This window comes from Arthrobacter sp. Soil736 (assembly GCF_001428005.1).
In the GTDB taxonomy this organism is placed as follows: Bacteria; Actinomycetota; Actinomycetes; order Actinomycetales; family Micrococcaceae; genus Arthrobacter.
Genome location: NZ_LMSB01000056.1, coordinates 127,076 through 147,851 on the forward strand (window position 1 = coordinate 127,076; position 20,776 = coordinate 147,851).

Annotated in this window: 19 protein-coding genes; 12 read left to right on the top strand and 7 right to left on the bottom strand. The window is 67.5% G+C overall.

Going from position 1 to position 20,776, the window contains the following annotated elements; translation table 11 throughout:
* Nucleotides 1–114: 114 nt before the first annotated feature.
* The gene (locus ASG92_RS23890; RefSeq protein ID WP_056634411.1) at nucleotides 115–1,269 is read right to left on the bottom strand and encodes an acetate kinase; all 1,155 of its coding nucleotides are present in this window, start codon (nucleotides 1,267–1,269) and stop codon (nucleotides 115–117) included.
* Between the two features lie 8 nt (nucleotides 1,270–1,277).
* Nucleotides 1,278–3,431, bottom strand: a complete 2,154-nt coding sequence (pta, locus tag ASG92_RS23895) for a phosphate acetyltransferase (RefSeq protein WP_056634800.1) — start codon at nucleotides 3,429–3,431, stop codon at nucleotides 1,278–1,280.
* A 276-nt stretch (nucleotides 3,432–3,707) separates the two neighbouring features.
* Between pta and ASG92_RS23900 the strand changes: the two genes are divergently transcribed.
* The 6 genes from ASG92_RS23900 (at nucleotide 3,708) to ASG92_RS23925 (ending at nucleotide 9,163) form a co-directional block, all read left to right on the top strand.
* Nucleotides 3,708–4,691 (top strand): type II CAAX endopeptidase family protein, encoded by a 984-nt coding sequence (locus ASG92_RS23900; protein ID WP_056634414.1) that lies wholly within the window; start codon nucleotides 3,708–3,710, stop codon nucleotides 4,689–4,691.
* Nucleotides 4,692–4,785: 94 nt separating this feature from the next.
* Entirely contained in the window at nucleotides 4,786–5,652 is an 867-nt protein-coding gene (locus ASG92_RS23905; protein WP_056634417.1) for a CPBP family intramembrane glutamic endopeptidase, read from the top strand.
* A gap of 36 nt (nucleotides 5,653–5,688) precedes the next feature.
* On the top strand, nucleotides 5,689–6,189 hold the full coding sequence (locus tag ASG92_RS23910; protein ID WP_056634420.1) for a hotdog fold thioesterase: 501 nt from the start codon (nucleotides 5,689–5,691) through the stop codon (nucleotides 6,187–6,189).
* Entirely contained in the window at nucleotides 6,186–7,556 is a 1,371-nt protein-coding gene (gene paaK, locus ASG92_RS23915) for a phenylacetate--CoA ligase PaaK (RefSeq protein ID WP_056634424.1), read from the top strand. Before ASG92_RS23910 ends, paaK begins: the two co-directional genes overlap by 4 nt.
* A 92-nt stretch (nucleotides 7,557–7,648) precedes the next feature.
* Nucleotides 7,649–8,263: a TetR/AcrR family transcriptional regulator gene (locus tag ASG92_RS23920; RefSeq protein ID WP_056634427.1), complete on the top strand. Its 615-nt coding sequence runs from the start codon at nucleotides 7,649–7,651 to the stop codon at nucleotides 8,261–8,263.
* Nucleotides 8,264–8,320: 57 nt separating this feature from the next.
* Nucleotides 8,321–9,163, top strand: a complete 843-nt coding sequence (locus ASG92_RS23925; RefSeq protein WP_056634430.1) for a DUF427 domain-containing protein — start codon at nucleotides 8,321–8,323, stop codon at nucleotides 9,161–9,163.
* A 111-nt stretch (nucleotides 9,164–9,274) separates the two neighbouring features.
* Here ASG92_RS23925 and ASG92_RS23930 read toward each other — a convergent pair whose 3' ends face one another.
* Entirely contained in the window at nucleotides 9,275–9,682 is a 408-nt protein-coding gene (locus tag ASG92_RS23930; RefSeq protein WP_056634433.1) for a VOC family protein, read from the bottom strand.
* Nucleotides 9,683–9,856: 174 nt separating this feature from the next.
* The gene (paaZ, locus tag ASG92_RS23935) at nucleotides 9,857–11,968 is read right to left on the bottom strand and encodes a phenylacetic acid degradation bifunctional protein PaaZ (protein ID WP_056634437.1); all 2,112 of its coding nucleotides are present in this window, start codon (nucleotides 11,966–11,968) and stop codon (nucleotides 9,857–9,859) included.
* Between the two features lie 186 nt (nucleotides 11,969–12,154).
* Here paaZ and ASG92_RS23940 point away from each other — a divergent pair, with 186 nt between their 5' ends.
* The 4 genes from ASG92_RS23940 (at nucleotide 12,155) to ASG92_RS23955 (ending at nucleotide 15,390) form a co-directional block, all read left to right on the top strand.
* A complete protein-coding gene (locus ASG92_RS23940) occupies nucleotides 12,155–12,598 on the top strand; it encodes a PaaI family thioesterase (protein ID WP_056634440.1) in 444 nt (147 codons plus the stop codon).
* 91 nt (nucleotides 12,599–12,689) lie between these two features.
* Nucleotides 12,690–13,439, top strand: a complete 750-nt coding sequence (locus ASG92_RS23945; RefSeq protein ID WP_082579703.1) for an ABC transporter permease — start codon at nucleotides 12,690–12,692, stop codon at nucleotides 13,437–13,439.
* Between the two features lie 211 nt (nucleotides 13,440–13,650).
* On the top strand, nucleotides 13,651–14,976 hold the full coding sequence (locus ASG92_RS23950; RefSeq protein ID WP_056634443.1) for a hypothetical protein: 1,326 nt from the start codon (nucleotides 13,651–13,653) through the stop codon (nucleotides 14,974–14,976).
* Nucleotides 14,977–15,015: 39 nt separating this feature from the next.
* A complete protein-coding gene (locus ASG92_RS23955) occupies nucleotides 15,016–15,390 on the top strand; it encodes an antibiotic biosynthesis monooxygenase family protein (RefSeq protein WP_240987277.1) in 375 nt (124 codons plus the stop codon).
* Nucleotides 15,391–15,407: 17 nt separating this feature from the next.
* On the opposite strand, the gene ASG92_RS23960 is transcribed toward ASG92_RS23955, so the two are convergent.
* On the bottom strand, nucleotides 15,408–17,570 hold the full coding sequence (locus ASG92_RS23960; RefSeq protein WP_056634447.1) for a S1 family peptidase: 2,163 nt from the start codon (nucleotides 17,568–17,570) through the stop codon (nucleotides 15,408–15,410).
* Entirely contained in the window at nucleotides 17,567–18,280 is a 714-nt protein-coding gene (locus ASG92_RS23965) for a tyrosine-protein phosphatase (RefSeq protein WP_056634450.1), read from the bottom strand. The genes ASG92_RS23960 and ASG92_RS23965 overlap by 4 nt, the downstream gene beginning before the upstream one ends.
* A 257-nt stretch (nucleotides 18,281–18,537) precedes the next feature.
* Between ASG92_RS23965 and ASG92_RS23970 the strand changes: the two genes are divergently transcribed.
* Entirely contained in the window at nucleotides 18,538–19,407 is an 870-nt protein-coding gene (locus tag ASG92_RS23970; RefSeq protein ID WP_240987278.1) for a GDSL-type esterase/lipase family protein, read from the top strand.
* A 140-nt stretch (nucleotides 19,408–19,547) separates the two neighbouring features.
* Here the strand turns inward: ASG92_RS23970 and ASG92_RS23975 are convergent, their stop codons facing one another.
* Nucleotides 19,548–20,156: a GNAT family protein gene (locus ASG92_RS23975; protein ID WP_157372458.1), complete on the bottom strand. Its 609-nt coding sequence runs from the start codon at nucleotides 20,154–20,156 to the stop codon at nucleotides 19,548–19,550.
* A 127-nt stretch (nucleotides 20,157–20,283) separates the two neighbouring features.
* Between ASG92_RS23975 and ASG92_RS23980 the strand changes: the two genes are divergently transcribed.
* The gene (locus ASG92_RS23980; protein WP_056634458.1) at nucleotides 20,284–20,712 is read left to right on the top strand and encodes an SgcJ/EcaC family oxidoreductase; all 429 of its coding nucleotides are present in this window, start codon (nucleotides 20,284–20,286) and stop codon (nucleotides 20,710–20,712) included.
* The last annotated feature ends 64 nt before the right edge of the window (nucleotides 20,713–20,776 follow it).

Consider the following 20,776-nt stretch of genomic DNA (forward strand, 5'->3'; position numbering starts at 1 on the left):
CGGCCCGCCGATCACCAAAAATGGCCGCCCGACGCCCCCGCCAGGCGGCCATTTTTGGCGATTCGGTGCGGGCAAGGGTTGCGGGGCCAGGGTTCGGGGCGCGTTTGGGGCAGGCTAACCCCCGACGACGGCGGCCGTTGCCTCCGCGATGGCGCGCTCCTCGTCCGTGGGGACCACGAGCACCGGAATGGCGGACGACGCGGCGGAAATCACCCGGGGTTCCTTGGACCGCTCGCTGTTGAGGCCGGCGTCGAGCTCGATGCCCAGCGCACCCAGCTTCTCCCCCACCAGCGCACGGAACTGGTGCGAGTTCTCGCCGATCCCCGCCGTGAACACCAAGGCCTTCGCCCCGCCCACGGCCACGTGGTAGCCGCCGATGTACTTGGCCAGCCGGTAGGACGCGACGGCGAGCGCCACGGCCGCGCGGGAATCGCCGGCTTCGGAGGCCTCCACCACCGAGCGCATGTCGTTGTTGCCGGCCAGGCCCTTGAGCCCGGATTCGCGGTTCAGCATGGTGTCCAGGTCCTCCGCGTTCCACCCGACGCGGGCCAGGAACACGAGGATGGACGGGTCGAGATCGCCGGAGCGGGTGCCCATGACCAGGCCCTCCAGCGGCGTGAAGCCCATGGATGTGTCCACGGACTTGCCGCCCCGGATCGCCGTGACCGAGGCGCCGTTCCCCAGGTGGGCGATCACGCCGTCGAACTCCTCTGCCGGGATGTCCAGCAGCGCAGCGGCTTTGTGCGTGACGTATTCGTGCGAAGTGCCGTGGAAGCCGTAGCGGCGGATCCCGTGGTTGGTGTAGAGCTCGTCCGGCACGGCGTAGCGCCAGGCATGCTCGGGCAGGGTGCGGTGGAAGGCGGTGTCGAACACGGCAACCTGCGGCATGTCCGGCCATTTCTTGGCGATGGCCCGGATGCCCAGCACGTTGGCGGGGTTGTGGAGCGGGGCCAGCGGGTTGAGCCGCTCGATGGCGCGGGTGATCTCGTTGTCGATCAGCACGGGCTCGCCGAACCGCTCGCCGCCGTGGACCACGCGGTGCCCCACGGCGTCCATCTCCCGGTCACCCAGCACCTCGTGGATCGCGGCGTCCACCTGCTCGAGCGCCTCGGCGTGGTCCGCCGGGCCCACCACTTCGCCGTCGCCCTGGCCTCCGTTGGACATGCCGATCCTCTCGATCAGCCCCTCCGTAAGGATGCTGCCGGCCGCGACGTCGCGCACCTGGTACTTGAGCGAGGACGAGCCGGAGTTGATGACGAGCACGAGCATGGGGCCTCCTAAGCCTTGGCTTCTGCGGACGGGACGGTTGCTGCTGCTGCGGGTTCCGGCTTGGTGGCCTGCGGCGCCGCCGCCTGGGCCGCCGTGGCCTGGGCCTGGACGGCGGTGATGGCCACCGTGTTCACAATGTCCTCCACCGTGCAGCCGCGGGACAGATCGTTGACCGGCTTGCGGAGCCCCTGCAGGACGGGCCCGACGGCGACTGCCCCGGAGGTCTGCTGCACCGCCTTGTAGGTGTTGTTGCCGGTGTTCAGGTCCGGAAAGATGAACACGGTGGCCTGGCCGGCGACGGACGAGCCGGGCATCTTGGACGCGGCGATCGCGGCGTCCACGGCGGCGTCGTACTGGATGGGGCCCTCCACGGGCAGCTCCGGCCGGCGGTTCTTCACCAGATCGGTGGCCAGCCGCACCTTCTCCACTGCCTCGCCCGAGCCGGAGCCGCCGCTGGAGTAGGACAGCATGGCCACCCGGGATTCCACGCCGAACTGGGCCGCGGTTTCCGCTGAGGCGAGCGCGATGTCCGCCAGCTGTTCCTCATTCGGGTCCGGGTTCACGGCGCAGTCGCCGTAGACCAGCACGCGGTCCGGCATGAGCATGAAGAACACCGAAGATACGATCTTCACGCCCTCGCGGGTCTTCACGAACTCCAGTGCCGGGCGGATGGTGTGGGCCGTGGTGTGCGCGGCTCCGGACACCATGCCGTCCACCACGCCCAGCTGGACCATCATCGTGCCGAAGTAGCTGCCGTCCAGCATGACTTCCAGCGCCCGGGCCAGGTCCAGTCCCTTGTGTGCCCGCAGCTCCGCGTACTTCTCGGCGAACTCCTGGCGCAGCTCCGAGGTGGCAGGATCCACGATGTTGATGCCGGAAAGGTCGATGCCCCGGCTGGCCGCGAGCTCCCTGACGTCGGTTTCGCGGCCCAGCAGCGTGAGGTCACAGACGTCGCGGCGGTACAGGATCTCGGCGGCCCGGAGGATCCGCACGTCCGTGCCCTCCGGCAGCACGATGTGGCGGCGCTGGGACCGGGCCCGCTCGATGAGGTCGTGCAGGAACCGCAGCGGCGTCATGCGCTCCGCCCGGGGCAGGTGCAGGCGTTCGAGGACCTCGGCCTCGTCCACGCGCCGCGACCACAGGCCCAGCGCGGATGCCACCTTCCGGCGGTGCCCGCTCCAGATCTCGCTGCGGACCTCGGAAACCCGGCGGGCCGTGGTGTAAGTGTCGTCCGTCGTGTCAAACACCGGGAACGGGGCGGACGCCAGCAGCGGGTAAATGTTGGCATCCGGGGCCAGACCGCCGGTGAGGATCAGCGCCGACGGCACGGGGAACTCCGGCGAGAACGACGACGCCAGGCACGCCACCATCACGTCAGCCCGGTCGCCCGGGACGATCACCAGGTCGCCGTCGTGGAGCACGTTCAGGAAGTTGCCCACGTTCATGGCCGCCACTTTGACGTCCCGGACGTCGCGCTCCATGTCCGCGCGGCCGGCAATCTGGCGGATGCCCAGGGCGGCGCCCACTTCGCCGGTGGTGGGCCGCGCAATGTCCTCGAGCTCCGGGAAAACATAGACCGGACGGCCGGAGGCTCCGGGCTTCACGGCGGCGGCGATCGCGTCCACATCGTTCGGATCGGCGCGGTTCACCATGATGGCCAGCAGCGTGCACTTCTCCGCCGCCAGCTCCTTCCGTGCGACGTCGACGGCGGCGGCCGTCTCGGCGACGCTGCGTCCCTTCGCGCCCACCACCGCCACCACGGGGGCGGCCAGGTTGTTGGCGAGGCGGGCGTTGAGGTCGAATTCGACGGCGGCCTCATGGCCGGTGAGGTCAGTGCCCTCCACGATGATCACGTCGCAGTGCCGGCCCATCTCGGCGAAGATCTCCACGCAGCGGGCGTCGATGTCCTCGCGCTTGCCCTCTGCGAGCAGGCCGCGGACCTCCGTGAAGGTCAGCCCGCCGCGGCAGCGCTGGTCCTCGAGGTCGAAGCGGGATTTCATGAGCGCCACCATGGGGTCCGCCCCGGCGTCGTCCCCGTGGACCACTGGTTTGAAGAAGCCGATCCGGTCCGCATGCCGGTGGAGCGTGTCCGCGAGGCCCAGCGCTATGAGCGACTTGCCCGAACCCGGCGTGGTCGCACTGACATATATCCCTTTGGCCATGATCAGTCCTCTGGTTGGAAGGTCCTGCGCGGAGCGTGCTGCGACGTGCACCCGAGGATGTGTTCCTGAGGATGCGCTCATTGGGAAGTACCCCTTGGCGTCCCGCTCAAGCACCGGAGCCCGCCGCCCCTCCATACTTTCACTTGTTCGCCGACTTTCGGGAGCAGACAATGGTGTTGATTCCCACGTCAGCGGCTCAGCGCTCCATCGGGCACGTGGCGGGCCAGCGCCTCGAGACCCATCTCTAACCGGCGATTCCGAACGACGGCACTGCTGATGAACTCTCCTGGGTCCCCCGCAGCTTCCCCTGCCGCTCCCGCGTTCCGCATCAAACAGCATCCCGTGGCGGCCTTCGTGGTCATCGCCATCACCCTCTCCTGGGCCGCCCAGATTCTGTCCATCCTGCTGATCGGGAACATCCTGCCGGGGATCCTCGCCGAACTGCTGATCCTGCTGGGAACGGCCGTCCTGGTCACCCGAACGGCCGCCGGGCGGCCCGCCGTGCGTGAGCTCTTCCGCCGGGCATTCCGCTGGCGCGTGGCGCCGGCCTGGTATGGGGCGGCGCTGCTGGCCCTCCCCGCGCTGACCATGCTCATTGCCGCGGCCACCGGAACCTTCCATCCGCCCGCCGACGGCTGGGCGCCGCTGCTGGGCACCTATCTGCTGAACACCGTGGTCATCGGCGCCCTCCTCGGCAACATCTGGGAGGAACTGGCCTGGACCGGCGTGGTGCAGCACCGTCTCATGGACCGCCACGGACCGGCCGTTGCCGCCTTGCTGACAGCCATCCCGTTCGCGCTCATCCACGTGCCCTTTGCCTTCGCGGAACGGGGCTTCGCCGGCACGCTCTTGGCCGACGCGGCAGCCTACTGGGCGGTCCTGTTCCTGTTTGCCCCGTTCTTCCGTGCCCTCATGGGCGTGGCATACCTGGGAACGGGCTACAGCCTGCTGATCGTGGGGCTGCTCCACGCGTCCTTCAACGCCTCCGCGGCGACAAAGCTGGCCGTGTTCGACGGCGACTGGCAGCAGATTGCCGCCGTGCTCGTCCTGCTCGGCGTGGTCGCGGCGGCACGCCTCTTCCGCGGACACCGCCGCACCAGGCAAGCGCACCCGGACCAGCGCGAACGAACACTTCAGCACCCCACCGACCCCGAACAGACACAGCAGGACCAGCGCGAACGAACACTTCAGCACCCCGCCGAGGCGGCCGGGACGAGCCCCGCGGAGGAGGGCGGCCATGGCTCGCCATCTGCCGGCTGACGGTCACGGCCGCCTGCCGCCGCGCCAGCCCTCTCGGCAGGCCCGCGGTGCCCGGCGGCGCTGGCCTGTCCCACCTGAGTGGCCGGGCCGGCGCATGTGGCAAAACCGGCGCGCCTGGACAGCCCGGCAGAGGCTCCTGCTGTTCTTCGGCCTTGCCTTTGCTATTTCGTGGTGGGTGTGGCCGCTGACCCTGCTCAATCCGGACGGCCCTCCGATGGTCCCGTTCGGACCCGCCCTTTCGGCAGTGGTGGTGGCGTCCTTGGCCGGCGGCAAGAAGGGACTGCTCCGGCTGGTGCGGCAGCTAGAGCGGTGGCGCGTCCCCGTCCGCTGGTATGTCGCGGCCCTCGCGTTGCCTTGCCTGCTGGTCCTGTCCGCTGCCGCCCTCACGGTTGCCGGCGGCGCCCCAGCCCCGGACCTGGGCCCGAACCCGGGCTGGTTCATGCTGATCGGCACGTTCGCCTCAACCCTGGTGATCGTGGGCCTCTTCGAGGAGTTGGGCTGGCGCGGCTACGCCCTGCCACTGATGCAGCAGAACCACACCGCGCTCGCCGCCGCCCTCCTTCTCGGCGTCGTGTGGGCACTCTGGCACTTGCCGGAGCTCGCGTCGGACCCCACCGGGCAACGGCCTCCGGTTCCGTTCATGCTGATGGTGATAGCCCAATCCGTGCTTCTGGCCTGGATCTACAACAGCACCAGTTCCACGCAGAGCCCCGGCCGTCCTTCCACGGAGGGGCACTCCCCCGCGGGCACGGGAAGCGTGCCGCTCTGCATGCTGTTCCATGCGTCCTTCAACACCTCCGGTGCACTACTTTTCCCGGCACTGGCGGGCCCGCACTACGTCACGCTCTGGTGGACCCTGGCGCTGCTCCACGTACTGGCCGCGCTCATGGCAATTGCCTACGCGGGACCCGTAAGGCTGGCACGCACCCTTGACACGAAGGCCTCCGATGGGATTACCTAATGAACATTCGGTAAATAAAGCTGGAGGCAATGACGCGTGGCTGAAACGACAATTCCCGGTGTACCCCACCAGATCCTGAAGGACGACTATGCCTCCGAATGGATGGGGATCGAGGTCCTCGCTCTCGGCGACGGCCACGCGACCATCCGCATGACCCTGCGGCAGGAGATGCTCAACGGCTTCGGCATGGCGCACGGCGGAATGATCTTCGCCTTCGCGGACTCCGCCTTCGCCCTCGCCTGCAACCCGGCCACCCCGGACTCGGGCTCCGGAAACGGGTCCGGCACAAACAGCACCGGCACAAACGGCGCGGACACCATCACCGTTGCATCCGGCGTCGACATCAATTTCCTCAAGCCGGCCTTCCAGGGCCAGGTGATCACCGCCGTCGCCGACCGCCGTTCCAGCGCCGGCCGCAGCGGCCTGTACGACATCCAGATCTTCGCCGCCGATCCCGGCTCCCAGCTGCCGGGCGAGCTCATTGCCGAGTTCCGCGGACGCAGTCGCACCATCCCCAAGAGTAGGAACAAATCATGACCCTCCACGCCACTGAACCCAACGCCGCTTCCTCGACGGCCGCGGCAACAACAACCGACGCCGTGCTGGACCCCGAGGAAACCATGTCCCGGGACGAGCTCGAGGCGCTCCAGCTCAGCCGCCTGCAGCACACCTTGGCCTATGCCTACGACCGCGTGCCGCTGTACAAGCGCAAGTTCGACGACGCCGGCATCCACCCCTCGGACCTGCGCGAACTGTCAGACCTGGGCAGCTTCCCGTTCACCACCAAGGAAGACCTGCGCCAGGAATACCCGTTCGGCATGTTCGCTGTGCCGCAGAGCGAAGTGGCCCGGATCCACGCCAGCTCGGGCACCACCGGCAGGCCCACCGTCGTCGGCTACACCAAGCAGGACCTCGCCGACTGGGCCAAGCTCGTGGCGCGCTGCCTCCGCGCCTCCGGCGTCCGCCCCGGCATGAAGGTCCACAACGCCTACGGCTACGGCCTCTTCACCGGCGGACTGGGTGCCCACGCCGGTGCCGAAGCACTGGGCTGCACCGTGATCCCCATGTCCGGCGGCCAGACGGAGCGCCAGATCCAGATGATCCAGGACTTCGAGCCGGACGTCATCTTGTCCACCCCCACATACCTGCTCACCATCGCCGACGCCATGGCCCACATGGGCATCGACCCCACATCCACGTCGCTGAAGTACGCGGTACTCGGTGCCGAACCGTGGACGCAGGAAATGCGCCACGAGCTTGAAGTCACCATGAACATCAAGGCCTGCGACATCTACGGCCTCTCCGAGGTGATGGGCCCGGGCGTTGCCGGCGAATGCGTGGAAACACAGGACGGCAGCCACATCTGGGAAGACCACTTCCGCCCCGAAATCATCGATCCCTTCAACCCCGCGCCGGGCAAGGAAAATGTCCTGGCCGACGGCGAGCACGGCGAACTCGTCTTCACCTCGCTCACCAAGGAAGCCCTGCCGATCATCCGGTACCGCACCAAGGACCTCACACGGCTGCTCCCCGGCACCGCCCGCCCGGCCCACCGCCGGATGGGCCGCATCACCGGCCGCAGCGACGACATGATCATCCTCCGGGGCGTGAACCTCTTCCCGTCCCAGATCGAGGAAATCGCCCTGCGCATCCCCGAGCTCAGCCCGCACTTCCAGCTGGTGCTCACGCGGCCCGAAGGCCAGCGCATGGACCAGCTGACCGTGAAGATTGAGCGCCGCGACAACGTCACCGAAGGGCAAAGCACGACGGCGGCCAGCACCCTGCGCGAGCAGATCAAGATCCATGTGGGTTCGTCGTGCACGGTGGATGTGGTGGAGCCCGGGTCGCTCGAGCGTTCCAGCGGCAAGCTGCGCCGGATTTACGACCTCCGGCCGAAGGCCTAACCCGTGCCGCGCGCGGCCGTCCGTGGCCGGTTCCGGCCGGCCGCGGACGTGCCTGCGCACGTTGACCGAACGTTCATGAGAAAATAGCCGGTATGCCCAGCACAGCAGCCAGTACAGCACCCACGAAACGCGGCCGCCCCGGATACGACCAGCAATCAGTGCTGCTGATCGCCGTCGACGTCTTCAACCGCCACGGCTACGATGCCACATCGATGGGCATCCTCGCCGAGAACCTGGGCATCTCGAAGTCCGCGATCTACCACCACGTGCCCTCCAAGGGCGATCTCCTGAAGCTCGCCCTGGACCACGCACTGGGCGGCCTCGAAGCCATTCTGGACCAGCCGGGGGCAACGTCCGGTGCCGCCGACGCGCGGCTTGAGTTCGTGCTGCGCCAGACCATCGCCGTGCTGGTGGAGCGGCTGCCGTTCGTCACGCTGCTGCTGCGGCTCCGCGGCAACACGGACATCGAACGCACGGCCATGGAACGCCGGCGGGCCTTCGACCACAAGGTGGCCGGGCTGATTTCCGCGGCCCGGGACGAAGGGTCACTGCGGCAGGACATAGACCCCCGCACTGTCACCCGTCTGCTCTTCGGCACCATCAACTCGATTGTCGAGTGGTACAAGCCGGGCGGCTCGCTCTCACCGGAAAAGCTCGCCGACGACGTCATCACCATCGCGTTCGACGGCCTCCACGCCAAGGCCTGACGCCGCGCCACGAATTGGCCGTTGACGCCGGCTCGCTGCCGCGACCACGCTAAATGCATGGCTACGAAAGTATCCGAACTGCTGTTCGGCGCATTTCCGGACCTTCGCTACGAACCCACCGACAAAAGGGTCCGCGCTGGCCTCGACGGAAGCCCCGTCGTCGACACCCAAAAGGCCCTCATCGTGTGGGAGCCGAAACGGGTCACCCCGGTGTACGCCGTCCCGGAGGAGGACCTCCTGGCCAGGCTCCAGCCCGCGGGCCACAACGGGGACGGCGACGGCCGGGGAACGGAAGAGTTCCCCGTCCAACTCAGTCTGGACGCCCCGCCCGGGCTGGATCCGAGGACAGGCTTCCGGCGGCACACCACCCCGGGCGAAGAGCTGGACGTCGTGGCCGCGGCCAGCGTCGCACCGCACGCCGCGTTCCGCCCGGCCGACCCTGATCTGGAAGGCCACGTGATCCTGGAATTCGGGGCTTTCGACTGGCTGGAGGACCACGAGGAAATCATCGGCCACCCCCGCGATCCGTTCCACCGCGTGGACATCCGCGCCACGCTCCGGCGCGTGGAGGTCATGCTCGACGGCGTGAAGCTCGCCGACACCGTTGGAGCGCAGCTGCTGTACGAAACGCTGCTCCCGGTCCGGTACTACATCCCGCCCGCGGACGTCCGGCTGGACCTGATGGAAGCCAGCCCGCGCCGCACTGTCTGCCCCTACAAGGGCGAGGCGAAGTACTGGAGCTTCCCGGAATCGACCCGGGGAAAGAACATCGCGTGGGCTTACGATTACCGGTACGTGGACGCCCAGCAGATCCACGGCCTGGTCTGTTTCTTCAACGAGCGCGCCGACATTGTGGTGGACGGCGAGCCGCAGGAACACCCGGTCACGCCCTGGTCCTAAGGCCGAACACCCCAGCACTCAGCGCCCCGGCTGCCAGCAGGCGCGCGAAAAACCCGAACCCTCCCCCAGGCGTGGGGGAAGGGTTCGGGTGAGAGGTGCCGGACGTCCGGATCAGAGCTGGTATTCAGCCTGCGTGCCGAGCGTCTCGTGGACGCACAGAATATTGTTCTCTGTGTCCATGAACCAGGCGCACTTTTCGGCGTCGGTTGTACAGATGTGGTTCTCGGTCTTGAGATCCGGGCGGTCATAGTCCTGGAACCGGACGCCTTTGGACTCCATGTCCTGGACGGTCCGTTCGATGTCCCTGACCTCGAAACTCAACGTGGTGTGCTCAGAGTGCTTGCCGTCGCTGACAGGCATCAGCTGCAGCATGGGGCCGCCTTCACTGCCGAACAATTCGCTTCCGTCGTCTGCCACACCACGATGAGGGAGTCCAAGTGTTTCCGCGTAAAAACGACGGGCGCGCTCTTTGTCATCCACGGGCAGGACGGTTGTGGCTGTATTTAGTACTAGGGTCATTTCGCCACCTCCTACGGGGGACATTTTACGCCCGGCAGCCCGCGAAAGATCAGGCTAAATTTCCTCCCCTGCGGCACTTCCGCCGCGTGGACCGCCGCCCAACTAGGTCGCAGCAGATGCCGTTTTCAGCGCCCAAAACGACGCCTGCTGCTACCTAGTTGGGAAAAAATGGGCCTACTTCTCCACGAGGGTCAGGACGTCGTAGGTGGCCACGATCTCGTCGTTCTGGTTGGTCAGCACGGCGTCCCAGGCCACCTCGCCGTACTCGTCCGTCTCGCGCGGCGTGATCTTCTTGGCCGTGAGCGTGACCCGGATGGAGTCACCTGCCGCCACAGGGGTGATGAAGCGCAGGTTCTCCAGGCCGGAGTTGGCCAGCACGGGACCCGGGGCAGGCTCCACGAAGAGTCCGGCGGCCCAGCTCAGCAGCAGGTAGCCGTGGGCCACGATGCCCGGGAAGAACGGGTTCGCCTCCGCGGCTTCCTGGTTGGTGTGGGCGTAGAAGGTGTCGCCGGTGGAGTTGGCGAAGGCCGTGATGTCCTCCAGTGAAACCTGGCGCAGCTCGGAGCGGACGGCGTCGCCGATGTGCAGCGTCTCCAGCGACTTCCGGAACGGGTGGGTGCCCTCCGTCTCTACGGTGAAGTTGCGGTCAGCGCCGGTGTGCCAGACGCCCGTGACGGCGGTCAGCATGTTCGGCGAGCCCTGGATCGCCGTGCGCTGCATGTGGTGCATCACCGAGCGGATGCCGCCCAGTTCCTCGCCGCCGCCGGCCCGGCCCGGTCCTCCGTGGACCAGGTGCGGCACCGGAGACCCGTGACCGGTGGAGCTGCGGGCGTCTTCGCGGTTGAGCATCAGCACGCGGCCGTGGTGGGCAGCGATACCCATGACGAGTTCCTGCGCGACGGCGGGATCGTTGGTGCATACCGAGGCGACGAGCGAGCCGCCGCCGCGGGCGGCGAGGCGGACGGCGTCGGGAACGTCCTTGTACCCGATCACCGAGGACACCGGGCCGAACGCTTCCAGCGAGTGGACCTGTTCAGCCTCCGCGTCCGCCCAGCTGAGGACCACCGGGGACATGAAGGCGCCGCCGTCGACGACGCCCGTTGCGCCGTCCGCGCTGGTGACCGACGGCGAATCAAGGGTTCCGTACGCAAGCTCGCCGCCGGCGTCGAGCATGGCCTGCACCGCGGCGCGGACGTCGGCGAGCTGCTCCAGCGAGGCGAGCGCGCCCATGGTGACGCCTTCGGCCCGCGGATCGCCGAGCACCACGCGCTGCTCAACCCGGGCCCCGATGGCGGAGATCACGGCGGGCACCAGGTCCTGCGGCACGATGGCGCGGCGGATCGAAGTGCACTTCTGGCCGGCCTTGACGGTCATCTCCGTGACGACGGACTTGATGAAGGCATCGAACTCCGGGGTGCCTTCGACTGCGTCCGGGCCGAGGATGGCGGCATTGAGCGAGTCAGTCTCGGACGTGAAGCGCACGCCGCCCTGAACGACATTGGGGTGCGACTTGAGCGACTGGGCGGTGGAGGCCGAGCCCGTGAACGCCACGAGGTCGCGGTAGTCCAGCACGTCCAGGAGCCCGCGGACCGAGCCCGAGATGAGCTGCAGCGAGCCCTTGGGCAGGATGTTGGACTCGATGATCGCCTTCACCACGGCCGCGGCGACGTAGCCGGTGGGAGTGGCGGGCTTGACGATGGTGGGGACGCCGGCGATGAACGCGGGGGCGAGCTTCTCCAGCATGCCCCAGACCGGGAAGTTGAAGGCGTTGATCTGCACGGCGACGCCCGGGATGCGGGTGTAGATGTGCTCGCCCGCGAACGAGCCGTCCTTGGACAGCACCTCCATGGGCCCGTCCACCACAACCTGCGAGTTGGGGAGCTCGCGCCGCCCCTTGGAGCCGAAGGTGAACAGCACGCCGATGCCGCCGTCGATGTCGATCATCGAGTCGATCTTGGTGGCGCCGGTCTGCGCAGAGAACCCGTAGAAGTGCTCGCGGCGGGCGTTCAGGTACTGCGCCAGCTCCTTGAGCTTCAGGGCTCGCTGGTGGAACGTCAGCTTGCCGAGTTCCGTCTGGCCGGTGGTGCGGCCGTAATCCACGACGGCGGCCAGGTCCAGGCCGTCGCTGCTCACTTTGGCGAGGATCTCCCCGGTGCTCGCATCACGCACGGGTACAGCGGAAGCCGCCGAACCGGCGTCGGGGGTCCACCAGGAGTCCTGCACAAAACTGGGCACGGTCTCGACTGTGTCCAGGGAGGGCTTGGGAGCGGTAGCGGTTGTGGTCATCGTTGACGGGTCCTTCCAACGCGGAACAAACAAATCCGGGCAATCCGGCAAACCGGCCAGCGCATTACTGACCGTCCGTTCGGTAATATGTCTACAGTACATGAATGTGCCCTGCTGCACACTAGGAGCGGAGCACACACCGGCCGGGCCACCTGCCGCGTTCCCACACTGTCCTGAGGAGACCCTATGACGCCCGAGCCCCACGACGCCGAGCTGACCAAGCAACCCAATACGCCCGCGCTGTGGAAGATCACCCTGGGTGAACTCGACGAGAAGATGGGCGTGAAGATCCTCGAGGAATCGGTCGAGCGCGTGGTGGCCACCATGCCCGTGGAGGGGAACCGGCAGTCCTTCGGCCTGCTGCATGGCGGCGCCTCCCTGGCCGTGGGCGAGGCCGTGGGGTCGTGGGCGGCCGTGATCCACGCGAGCACGCTGGGCAAGACGGCGGTGGGCGTGGACGTCTCTGCCACCCACCACAGGTCGGCGCGCAGCGGCCTCATCACCATCACGGCCACCCCCATTCACCTGGGCGGGACGCTCACCACCCACGACGTGCTGATCACCAACGACGCCGGCCAGCGGCTGTGTACGCTGCGGATCACCAACCTGCTGCTGGACCGGAAAGACTAAGCCTCCCTGGTTCGTTGATTCGCGCGGTTCCTTGGTTCGCCTGGTTCCTTGGTTCGCCTGGTTCCTTGGTTCGCGCGGTTAGGCTGAACACGTGACTGCGCTTGGCGACCTGGCCCCGACCCTGATTGCGGTCGGCCTCCTGATGGCCGTGGCGGCCGCCGTCCTCGCGGGCTCCCGGGTGCCTCACGCCGCCGCGCCGGCTTTCGCCATCCTCCGCGGAGCGGCGCAGCTGGCCGCGGTCAGCCTGATTTTGGGGGCCGTGATCGCCAGTGCCGGCTGGGTGGCTGTGGCACTCGCGGTCATGTTTGGTGTGGCGGCCATGACGGCCGCCCGCCGCCTGGGCTGGGGCTGGCGGCATTTGGCGAGGGTGGGCGGTTCCATGGCTGCCGGCATCGCGGTTTCGCTGCTCATCGTTTTCGCCACGGGTTCAATCGACTTCACGCCGCGCTATGCGCTCGCGGTGGGCGGCATAGTGATCGGAAACTCCATGGCCATCGCGGCGCTGGCCGGCCGCAGGTTCAACGAGGCAGTGATCGACCGGTGGGACGAGGTCGAAGGGTGGCTGGCGCTGGGCGCCTCTCCCCGGCAGGCCACCCGCGACATGGCCCGCGGCGCCGTGTACTCGGCGCTCATACCGTCGATCGACCAGACCAAGACGACCGGGCTGGTCACGCTGCCGGGGGCGTTCGTCGGTGCAATCTTCGGCGGCCTCTCGCCGCTGGAAGCGGGGCGTTTCCAGATCATGGTGCTGGCCTCCATCATGGCCGCCGGGTCTGTAACCGCCATGTTGCTCATCAGCCTGCTGGCTCCGGTCCGCGTGCGGCCTGGGCGGCTGTTGTGACGCCGCGCTGCGCCCGTTGACTTTGTCCCCGAATGCTTTGTACGCTGGCTCATCCGGATAGACGGCAGGCGGTGGCCTGCCCTGCATCCGGCCGTGCCTTCAACAAAGGCCGCCGCACGGATCACATTCCCCGCGGAGGCTGCTCCCGGACGGCGGCCAGCCACGGGGCTGCGCCGAAGTCCGCACTGTCCGCATCATCGCAGGTGCAATCATGAGCGCTAATTCCACAAGAGCCGCGGTGTTGGCGGTTGTCCTCTTGGTGGGCGTCCTGCTGGCAGGCGTGTCCACGCTTGCCTCATCGACGGCGGGAACCCACTACTATCTCAGCGCGCAGGGCAGCGACAGCAACTCCGGGACGTCCGTTCAGTCGCCGTGGCAATCGCTGGCGAAAGTGATGGAAATTTCCCTCAAGCCCGGTGATTCCGTCAGTTTCCGCAGGGGTGACGAGTGGATCGGCACGGTGGTGCTGGACCACAGCGGGACGGCGGCGTCAGCCATCACGCTCAACAGCTACGGAAACGGAAACCTGCCGACCGTCACGGGGGGAGAGGGCGGGAACTGCTTCCGGCTCAACGGCAGCTTCATCGTGGTGGACGGCTTGCGCGCCACGTCCTGCGGCTACTCGGGCTTTAGCGTTTACGGCGACAACAACGTGGTCAAGAATTCCGAGGCCTCCGGCAACACTGCGGGCATCAAAGTGGGCGACGGTTCGGATTTCGGCAACTACGCCAACAACATCCTGACCGACAACAACGTCATGAATGTGAACACCCCGGGTTCGAACTGCGGAACGCCTCAGGCCGCGAATTGCAGCGACGATTCGGGCGCATTCGGCGTGCTGATCAACGGCAGCGACAATGAGTTCTCCGGCAACACGGTCACCGGTTCCAGTGCCTTTTCCTACGATTTCAGCCGCGACGGCGCCGCCTTTGAAATCTACAACGGCAGCCGAAACAGGATCCATCACAATACTGCGATCGACAACAACGTGCTCTCGGAGATTGGCCGCTCTGACGGAACCGCCGACGGCAATGTCTTCCGCTACAACCTCGTGCGCGCATCGTGCGGCGCGAACTGCGCCGAGGCTTCGGGCCTGATTGTTCGCGGGCCGGATTCGAAGTACGGCCCGACCAACAACACGATCTTTGAATTCAACACGGTCTGGCTGGATGGCCCCCATTCCAGAGGCGTGGTGTGTCACGCAAGGTGCCCTGCGTCGACCGTGATCAGGGGCAACATCCTGGTGGCTGTGGCCGACGCCCTGTGGCTGGACGGTTCCGGCTGGACCGAGCAGTCCAACGTCATCAACGGGCCAAGCAACGTCTTCCTGGACCCAACCTCCACCACCGCTCCCGCGCTGTTCGTGAACGCCCCCACGGACCTCCGGCTGACCAGTGGCAGCCCGGCCATCGACCGCGTAGGCAGCAGTCCGTTCGGAGTGGACCTGGACCGGCATTCGGTGCCGCAGAACGGGCATTGCACCGGGACCGGCAAGGCCGACGCCGGTGCCTACGAATACGATTCGCCGAACTGTTAGCCCCTGCCCGGGGCCAGGAACAGCAGGACCCCGAACGGTATGTTTGAGACCTTCCGCGCGCCCCGGCACCGGAAGATAATCAAGGTAACTGCGATTGCGCCCTGGAGGTGGTGGAACATGTCAGTTGACACGTTGGGGATCTGGCTCGTCAAACCGGGCCATGAGGATGATTTCGTGCAGGCATGGCGGGACATGGCCGCACGAACACGGAAGGAATTCCCGGACGGCAAGGCTGTGCTGATGCACGACAGGGATGTACCAAACCGTTTCATCAGCACCGAGCACTGGGACTCATTCGACCAGATTGAGCGGTGGCGGGCATCGACGGCCTACACCGAAGGTGTTCAGTCGAACCGCGACATCGTTCAACACTTCGAACCGCACACACTGGATGAGACCGCCGCCGTCGGCTGAGCGGCGGCTACAAACGACTAACGCCTGCCGCGGCGCCTGAGGGCCACCAGCAGCACGCCGCCGAGCACCAGCGCGGCACCCGCGACCCCGCCAGCGACCAGCAGGCCGGACGCGCCGGTGTCCGCCAGCCCTGCCGAGACAGCGCCGTCCCCGATTGCGGCAAGGGCGAGCCTGTCAGGCAGCGCCGCGACAACGGACGGCTCCGACGCCGGGGTGAGAACGGCGGCCTGGTCACCGTGCGCCGCAGCGGGCCGGGACGGGACAGTGGGCTTGACCGCACCGGGCGGTTTCGACGGTGTGCCCGGCTCCGGCGCGGCGGGCCTCGGAACCGTGCTGAAGGTACTGAGGCCGGAGCGGCTGAAGCCGTTGATGGCCTGTGCCGTGAACTGCGTGGCTGATGCAGGCGCGGTGAAGGTCCAGTTGCCGTCCGCGTCCAAGGGCACGTCCAGCGGTTCGCGGCCGGGCAGGGTGATCCGGACTTGCGTACCGGCCGGCACATCAGTGACCGGAGCCGCGGCGAGCCGGCCCGTGATGCGCTGGCCCGCCACGATCGGCCCGGCCGGCAGGGGCCCCCTGAGCACGGGCTGGTTCAAGAACAGCCGGAGCTGAACGCCCGGGAGGACCGCGAGCGACTGCTCCAGCGTGGCCGCAACGGCGAAGTTCTCCGCGGACGACCTCGCATTGCCGGCCGAATGCGTTCCCACGGCGTAGTTTCCGCTGATCCAGGGACCGCCGGAATCGCCGCCGCTGGATTGCACGGACGTGGACAGGAACCCACGGAAAGACCGGAGGTCGTCGGGATCGCCTGAGCTTCCGCCGACGACGTAGATCCCCACCTCATCCACGGTTCCGCACGACCACCCCTCGGTCCGCCCGGAGCGGCAGACGGCCTGGCCTTCCAGCGGAGGCGCTGCGCCCACGATCGGGACGGACGCCGCGCCGAGGTCGGCGGGATCCTCCCACTTGGTGGCGGCCGGGAGCAGGTCAAGGCCGGAGCGGATGGACTCAATGACCGCGATGTCGGTGCCCGGCGCCCCGGGGTTGGCAGGATCAGTGATCCTGGCGTTTCCGGGACCGCCGAACTGGCTGAAGCCGAAGGTCCCAAGCTCTCCCGTTACCCCGCTCTCCGCCAGGTATCCGCCGGCCGGTTCGCCCGCGGGCAGGGTGACCTCGGCCAGCCTCGCGGCGCCGTCGTCCGCACAGTGGCCTGCCGTGAGCACGAGGGGCTTTCCGTCCGGGCTGAAGGCGCTGAATCCCGCGGAACAGACCACCCCGCCGTCGATCCGGTACCCCTGGCCGCCGAGGAAGTCCTCCTCGCTGGCGATGGGATCACCCTTTTCCAGCACCACGTTGGCGTAACGGGCCACGAACTCCGACGGCGACATACGGGGCTCGCCGGCAGAGCCGGGCGCGCCGGAGTCACCGGCGGAGGCGGCATCCGCCGCGGTCTGGGCCTCGGCATCGGTGGCGGCCTCGGTTGTCGGCTCGGTTTCGGGCGCATTGACGCCGCCCGTGCGGATGATGAATTTGCCGTCCGCGGCGGCCACGGCTTGAAGACCGGCTGCCCCAACATCCCGCACGTACGCCTGATAGAGCTGCTCCGCGCTGGTGGCCTGGAGCGACCTTGCCGCGTCACTCACCTGCGCCGTAGCCCGAAGCTCTGTGCCCGGCGGGACGAGCACAAACTCGTTCCGGCCGGCAGTATCGGCTGCGTTGAGGGCGTCAATCGCCTTGTCGAGCTCGGGGCCGGCGCCTTCGACGAGGACCTTGCCTTGGTGCAGGCGCATCGCCACGAAGCCCGGCAGCTCGCGGAGAGTGGCCACGGCGTCGGCTGCACGCTTGCCCTGGGCACCTGCGGCATTGAACTCGGCCACCGTCATCCCCAGATCCCGCTGAACCGCCTCAGCGAGCCCTTCCTCGGCTACATTTCCGCCCGTGGGCCAAGCGGCCGGCGCGGCCTGATCGGCGGACCCCGTAGCCCCGGAATCCCCGGATGCCGGCGACGAAACGGATGCCGGGGACGAAACGGGCGGCGAGGCGGAGCCCCCGGCGGCTGCCGGCGTCGTGCTTCCCGCAGCGGAAGCCGGCACGGAAGCGAAAACAGCACCGAGCGCCAACGCTGCCGCCGCCCCCAGGGCAAGCGTGCGCCGGGCTGCGGCGCCGTACGCGGAAGAAGTCACAGCGCAACCCTAGCGCCGAGGGCAGACAAAATGGCTCCGAGCTCCGGTTCGGAGACTCCATGCCGCAACAGGAACTCCCGAGTGTTGAGCCCCCGTACGAAGTCCAGGACGACGGCGCCGCGGCGCTGAAGGAGCGGCGCGAACGTTTCCTCGTCGAGGTACCGTTCGTGCGGGTGCGGCGGCCAAAGCGTCCGGTGACGCTCGTTGATGGCGCGCATTCCGGCCTGGTATCCGGCCACGATGTCGTGATCGCTGGCGCCGGCCAGGGCCTGCAGCATGGCCGCGATCATGCCGCTGCGGTCCCGTCCGGCCGAACAGTGGATCACCACTCCGCCGGACGCGGCGGCCACGGCCTTGAACACAGCGGCAAGTTTGTCCGGGAAGATGCGGGCGTTGGCGGCATAGTGGGCAGGATCGTTCAGGTACGGATCGCACAGGGCTTTGAACTCGCGGTGGTCCGGGTCCTCGGTGGGGGTGAAGACGACGTCGAACGCGGCGAGCGCGTCGCCCACGTCGGGATCGGTGGGACGGGGCTGCCGTTCGGCGGCATTGCGCAGGTCGATAATGGTGCGGACGCCGTCGCCGTAGGCCTCTTTCCAGCCGGCCTCGGTGACCCATTCGCGCCGCCCCATCCGGAAAACGGAGCCTGCGACGCGCCAGGCGTTCACCGCCCCGTCCCAGCCCACAGGTGCCTGATCCGTCGCGTTCACGCTGACAGCTAACCACACCCGGCGCTGCGACGGCACTGGGCGAGTCCAAGTAGTAAACGTCCGGGCCATCCAAAAGCGAGTACCGGCTGGCCCGTTCATGGCCTCCCTGCCGGCGTACCCTAGGGCAATGAGCGCCGCACCGCGCCCGTCAGATTCCATGCCTGCCGCTGGGCAGGCATTCGTCATCGCTTGCCGATTTTCCCGCAGCATTCCCTGCGCCTGTGTCCATGGTTTTCCCTGAATGAGGGGGTTTCATTGTGTTAACCAAACGAATGCTTCAGCGTCGTACCGCCCGTCTTACCGGTGTCCTAGCCGCCCTGGCGCTCACGGCAGGTTTTGCCGCCGCTCCAGCCACTGCTGACCCGCAGCCGATCTATATCGGGTTGGGCGACTCGTACGCGGCCGGCACCGGCGGCGGGGCATACCTGCCAAACTCGTTCCCCGCTCCCACCGACTGCCGCCAGACGGCCTCGGCATACTCCAGGCAGCTTTCCGGCACCAACTGGGGCTGTTTTGGGTTCACCACAGAGAGTGTCTCCGCGGTGGTGACCGGTGCCTCACTCGATCCGGCCACAGCGCCATTCCTGGCGAATGCGTCCGTCATCACCGTGACGGTGGGCGGAAACGACATCGACACCGGAGCAGTGGCGGCCAACTGTGTCCCCTCGACAGCCACCGCTGCGTGCAGGGCCGCCCTGTTCAATTCGCTGGCGGTGAAGCTCCCCAAGCTGCCCGCGAAGATCAGGGCGATGGTGGCGCTGATCAAACAGAAGGCTCCTCGTGCCAGGGTGGTACTCACCGGCTACCCCCGGCTGTTCACCGTCAACGATTTCATGACCGCTGAGCAGAAGACCGCGGCCATAACCATGAACTCCGCGGCGGACCTGCTGAATGGGACCATCGCACTCTCGGCACTGGCTACCCGGACGAAGTACGTCAGTGTCACGAACCACTTCATTAACCACGGGGTGGGATCTGCCGTTCCCTGGATTGTGGGGCTTCAGCCGGTGTGTGAGCTCACGGCCACCTGCGCGCCGGTCGTACAGCCCCTGGACACGTTCCACCCGACCGCCACCGGCTACACCAGCGGCTACAAGGCTGCCGTGGCATCGGCATTGGCGCCCTAGTCCCGGCTTGCTCCGGAGCTACTGAGGCTTCTGCCGAACCGGCCCGGTTTTGAGGCCGCCGGCAGCGGACTGGCCCGGTTTTTACGCCCCCTGAGGCTGAAAACCGGGCCAGTCCGGCCGGACGCTCCAACAGCCCGGCACTACCGCTGCTTGGAAAGCCTGAATTCAAGGCCGTTACGGACCATTGGCCACTCATGCTGGAGGATCGAGAACACCACGGTGTCCCGGAGCACGCCATCCGCGGTCCGGGAATGACTGCGGAGCACGCCGTCCTGCTTGGCGCCCAGCCTTGCGATGGCCTCGCGGGACTGGTGGTTCAGCCAGTGTGTGCGGAATTCGACGGCGGGGCAGCCCAGGGTTTCAAAGGCATGCCGCAGGAGCAGCAGCTTGGAATCCGGGTTGCTGCCGCTGCCATGCGAGGACGCTGCATTCCAGGTTGAGCCGATCTCAAGGCGGGGCGTGACAGCGTCGATGTTCATGTACGTGGTCATGCCGATCACCCGGCCGGGGCCGCCGGTTTCTGGATCCACCAGGCGCGTAGTGAATGGCAGCATGGAACCCTGCTCCTGGAGTGCCAGCCGGCGGTCAATCTCGGCTGCCATCTGGTGGGGTGCGGGCACGGACGTGTACCAGAGCTTCCAGAGATCGCCGTCCCGGGCGGCGTCCACGAGTTCATCATGGTGGCTGTGGTCCAGCGGCTCGAGGGTGACAAATGTGCCGGTCAGGGTGATTGGTTGGATCGCGTTCACCCGCACCATCCTAGAGGCGCCTCAATGCTGGGCGCTCCCGGGCTGAGCCGCTGGCCGGTTGAGCCACTGGCCCGGTAAGCCCACGGTTGTAGGATTCCCCTACCGACGGACACCAAGGAGCCGCTCCATGAGCCACGAGCCCACCCCCGTAACGCATGCCCTGGAGGCCTATGCCGCCGCCGTTTATGCCAAGGACGTGGAGGCGTTCACCTCGCTTTACGCCGATGACGTCCACGTCTTCGATTCGTGGGGGCAGTGGCAGTACAGCGGCATCGGCGAATGGCGCGAGATGGCGGCCGGCTGGTTCAGCTCGCTGGGCGCTGAGCGCGTCGAGGTCGAGTTTCATGACGTGCGGTCCGCCATCGGGGAGGACGTCGCGTTCGCTCATGCGGCGGTCACCTTTGCCGGAGTCTCGGCGCAGGGCGAGCGCCAGCGGTCGATGACGAACCGGCTCACGCTCAACCTTGTGAAGAAGGGCGGCGTGTGGAAGATCGCCCACGAGCACTCGTCGCTGCCGATCGACATGGAATCGGGGAAGGGCATTTTTTCGCGCTAGCCGCGGCAACGTCGCATGAACCATCAGCCGCACTTCCCGGCCCCGCCGGCAACCCCGCGCTTCG

What these genes read in the sequence shown, in the direction of transcription:
- ASG92_RS23940 (WP_056634440.1), top strand. Translation starts at nt 12,155, where the DNA reads ATGACGCCCGAGCCCCACGACGCCGAGCTGACCAAGCAACCCAATACG.
- ASG92_RS23930 (WP_056634433.1), bottom strand. Translation starts at nt 9,682, where the DNA reads ATGACCCTAGTACTAAATACAGCCACAACCGTCCTGCCCGTGGATGAC.
- ASG92_RS23980 (WP_056634458.1), top strand. Translation starts at nt 20,284, where the DNA reads ATGAGCCACGAGCCCACCCCCGTAACGCATGCCCTGGAGGCCTATGCC.
- ASG92_RS23920 (WP_056634427.1), top strand. Translation starts at nt 7,649, where the DNA reads ATGCCCAGCACAGCAGCCAGTACAGCACCCACGAAACGCGGCCGCCCC.
- ASG92_RS23900 (WP_056634414.1), top strand. Translation starts at nt 3,708, where the DNA reads ATGAACTCTCCTGGGTCCCCCGCAGCTTCCCCTGCCGCTCCCGCGTTC.
- ASG92_RS23925 (WP_056634430.1), top strand. Translation starts at nt 8,321, where the DNA reads ATGGCTACGAAAGTATCCGAACTGCTGTTCGGCGCATTTCCGGACCTT.
- pta (WP_056634800.1), bottom strand. Translation starts at nt 3,431, where the DNA reads ATGGCCAAAGGGATATATGTCAGTGCGACCACGCCGGGTTCGGGCAAG.
- paaZ (WP_056634437.1), bottom strand. Translation starts at nt 11,968, where the DNA reads ATGACCACAACCGCTACCGCTCCCAAGCCCTCCCTGGACACAGTCGAG.
- ASG92_RS23890 (WP_056634411.1), bottom strand. Translation starts at nt 1,269, where the DNA reads ATGCTCGTGCTCGTCATCAACTCCGGCTCGTCCTCGCTCAAGTACCAG.
- ASG92_RS23955 (WP_240987277.1), top strand. Translation starts at nt 15,016, where the DNA reads ATGTTTGAGACCTTCCGCGCGCCCCGGCACCGGAAGATAATCAAGGTA.
- paaK (WP_056634424.1), top strand. Translation starts at nt 6,186, where the DNA reads ATGACCCTCCACGCCACTGAACCCAACGCCGCTTCCTCGACGGCCGCG.
- ASG92_RS23905 (WP_056634417.1), top strand. Translation starts at nt 4,786, where the DNA reads ATGTGGCAAAACCGGCGCGCCTGGACAGCCCGGCAGAGGCTCCTGCTG.
- ASG92_RS23950 (WP_056634443.1), top strand. Translation starts at nt 13,651, where the DNA reads ATGAGCGCTAATTCCACAAGAGCCGCGGTGTTGGCGGTTGTCCTCTTG.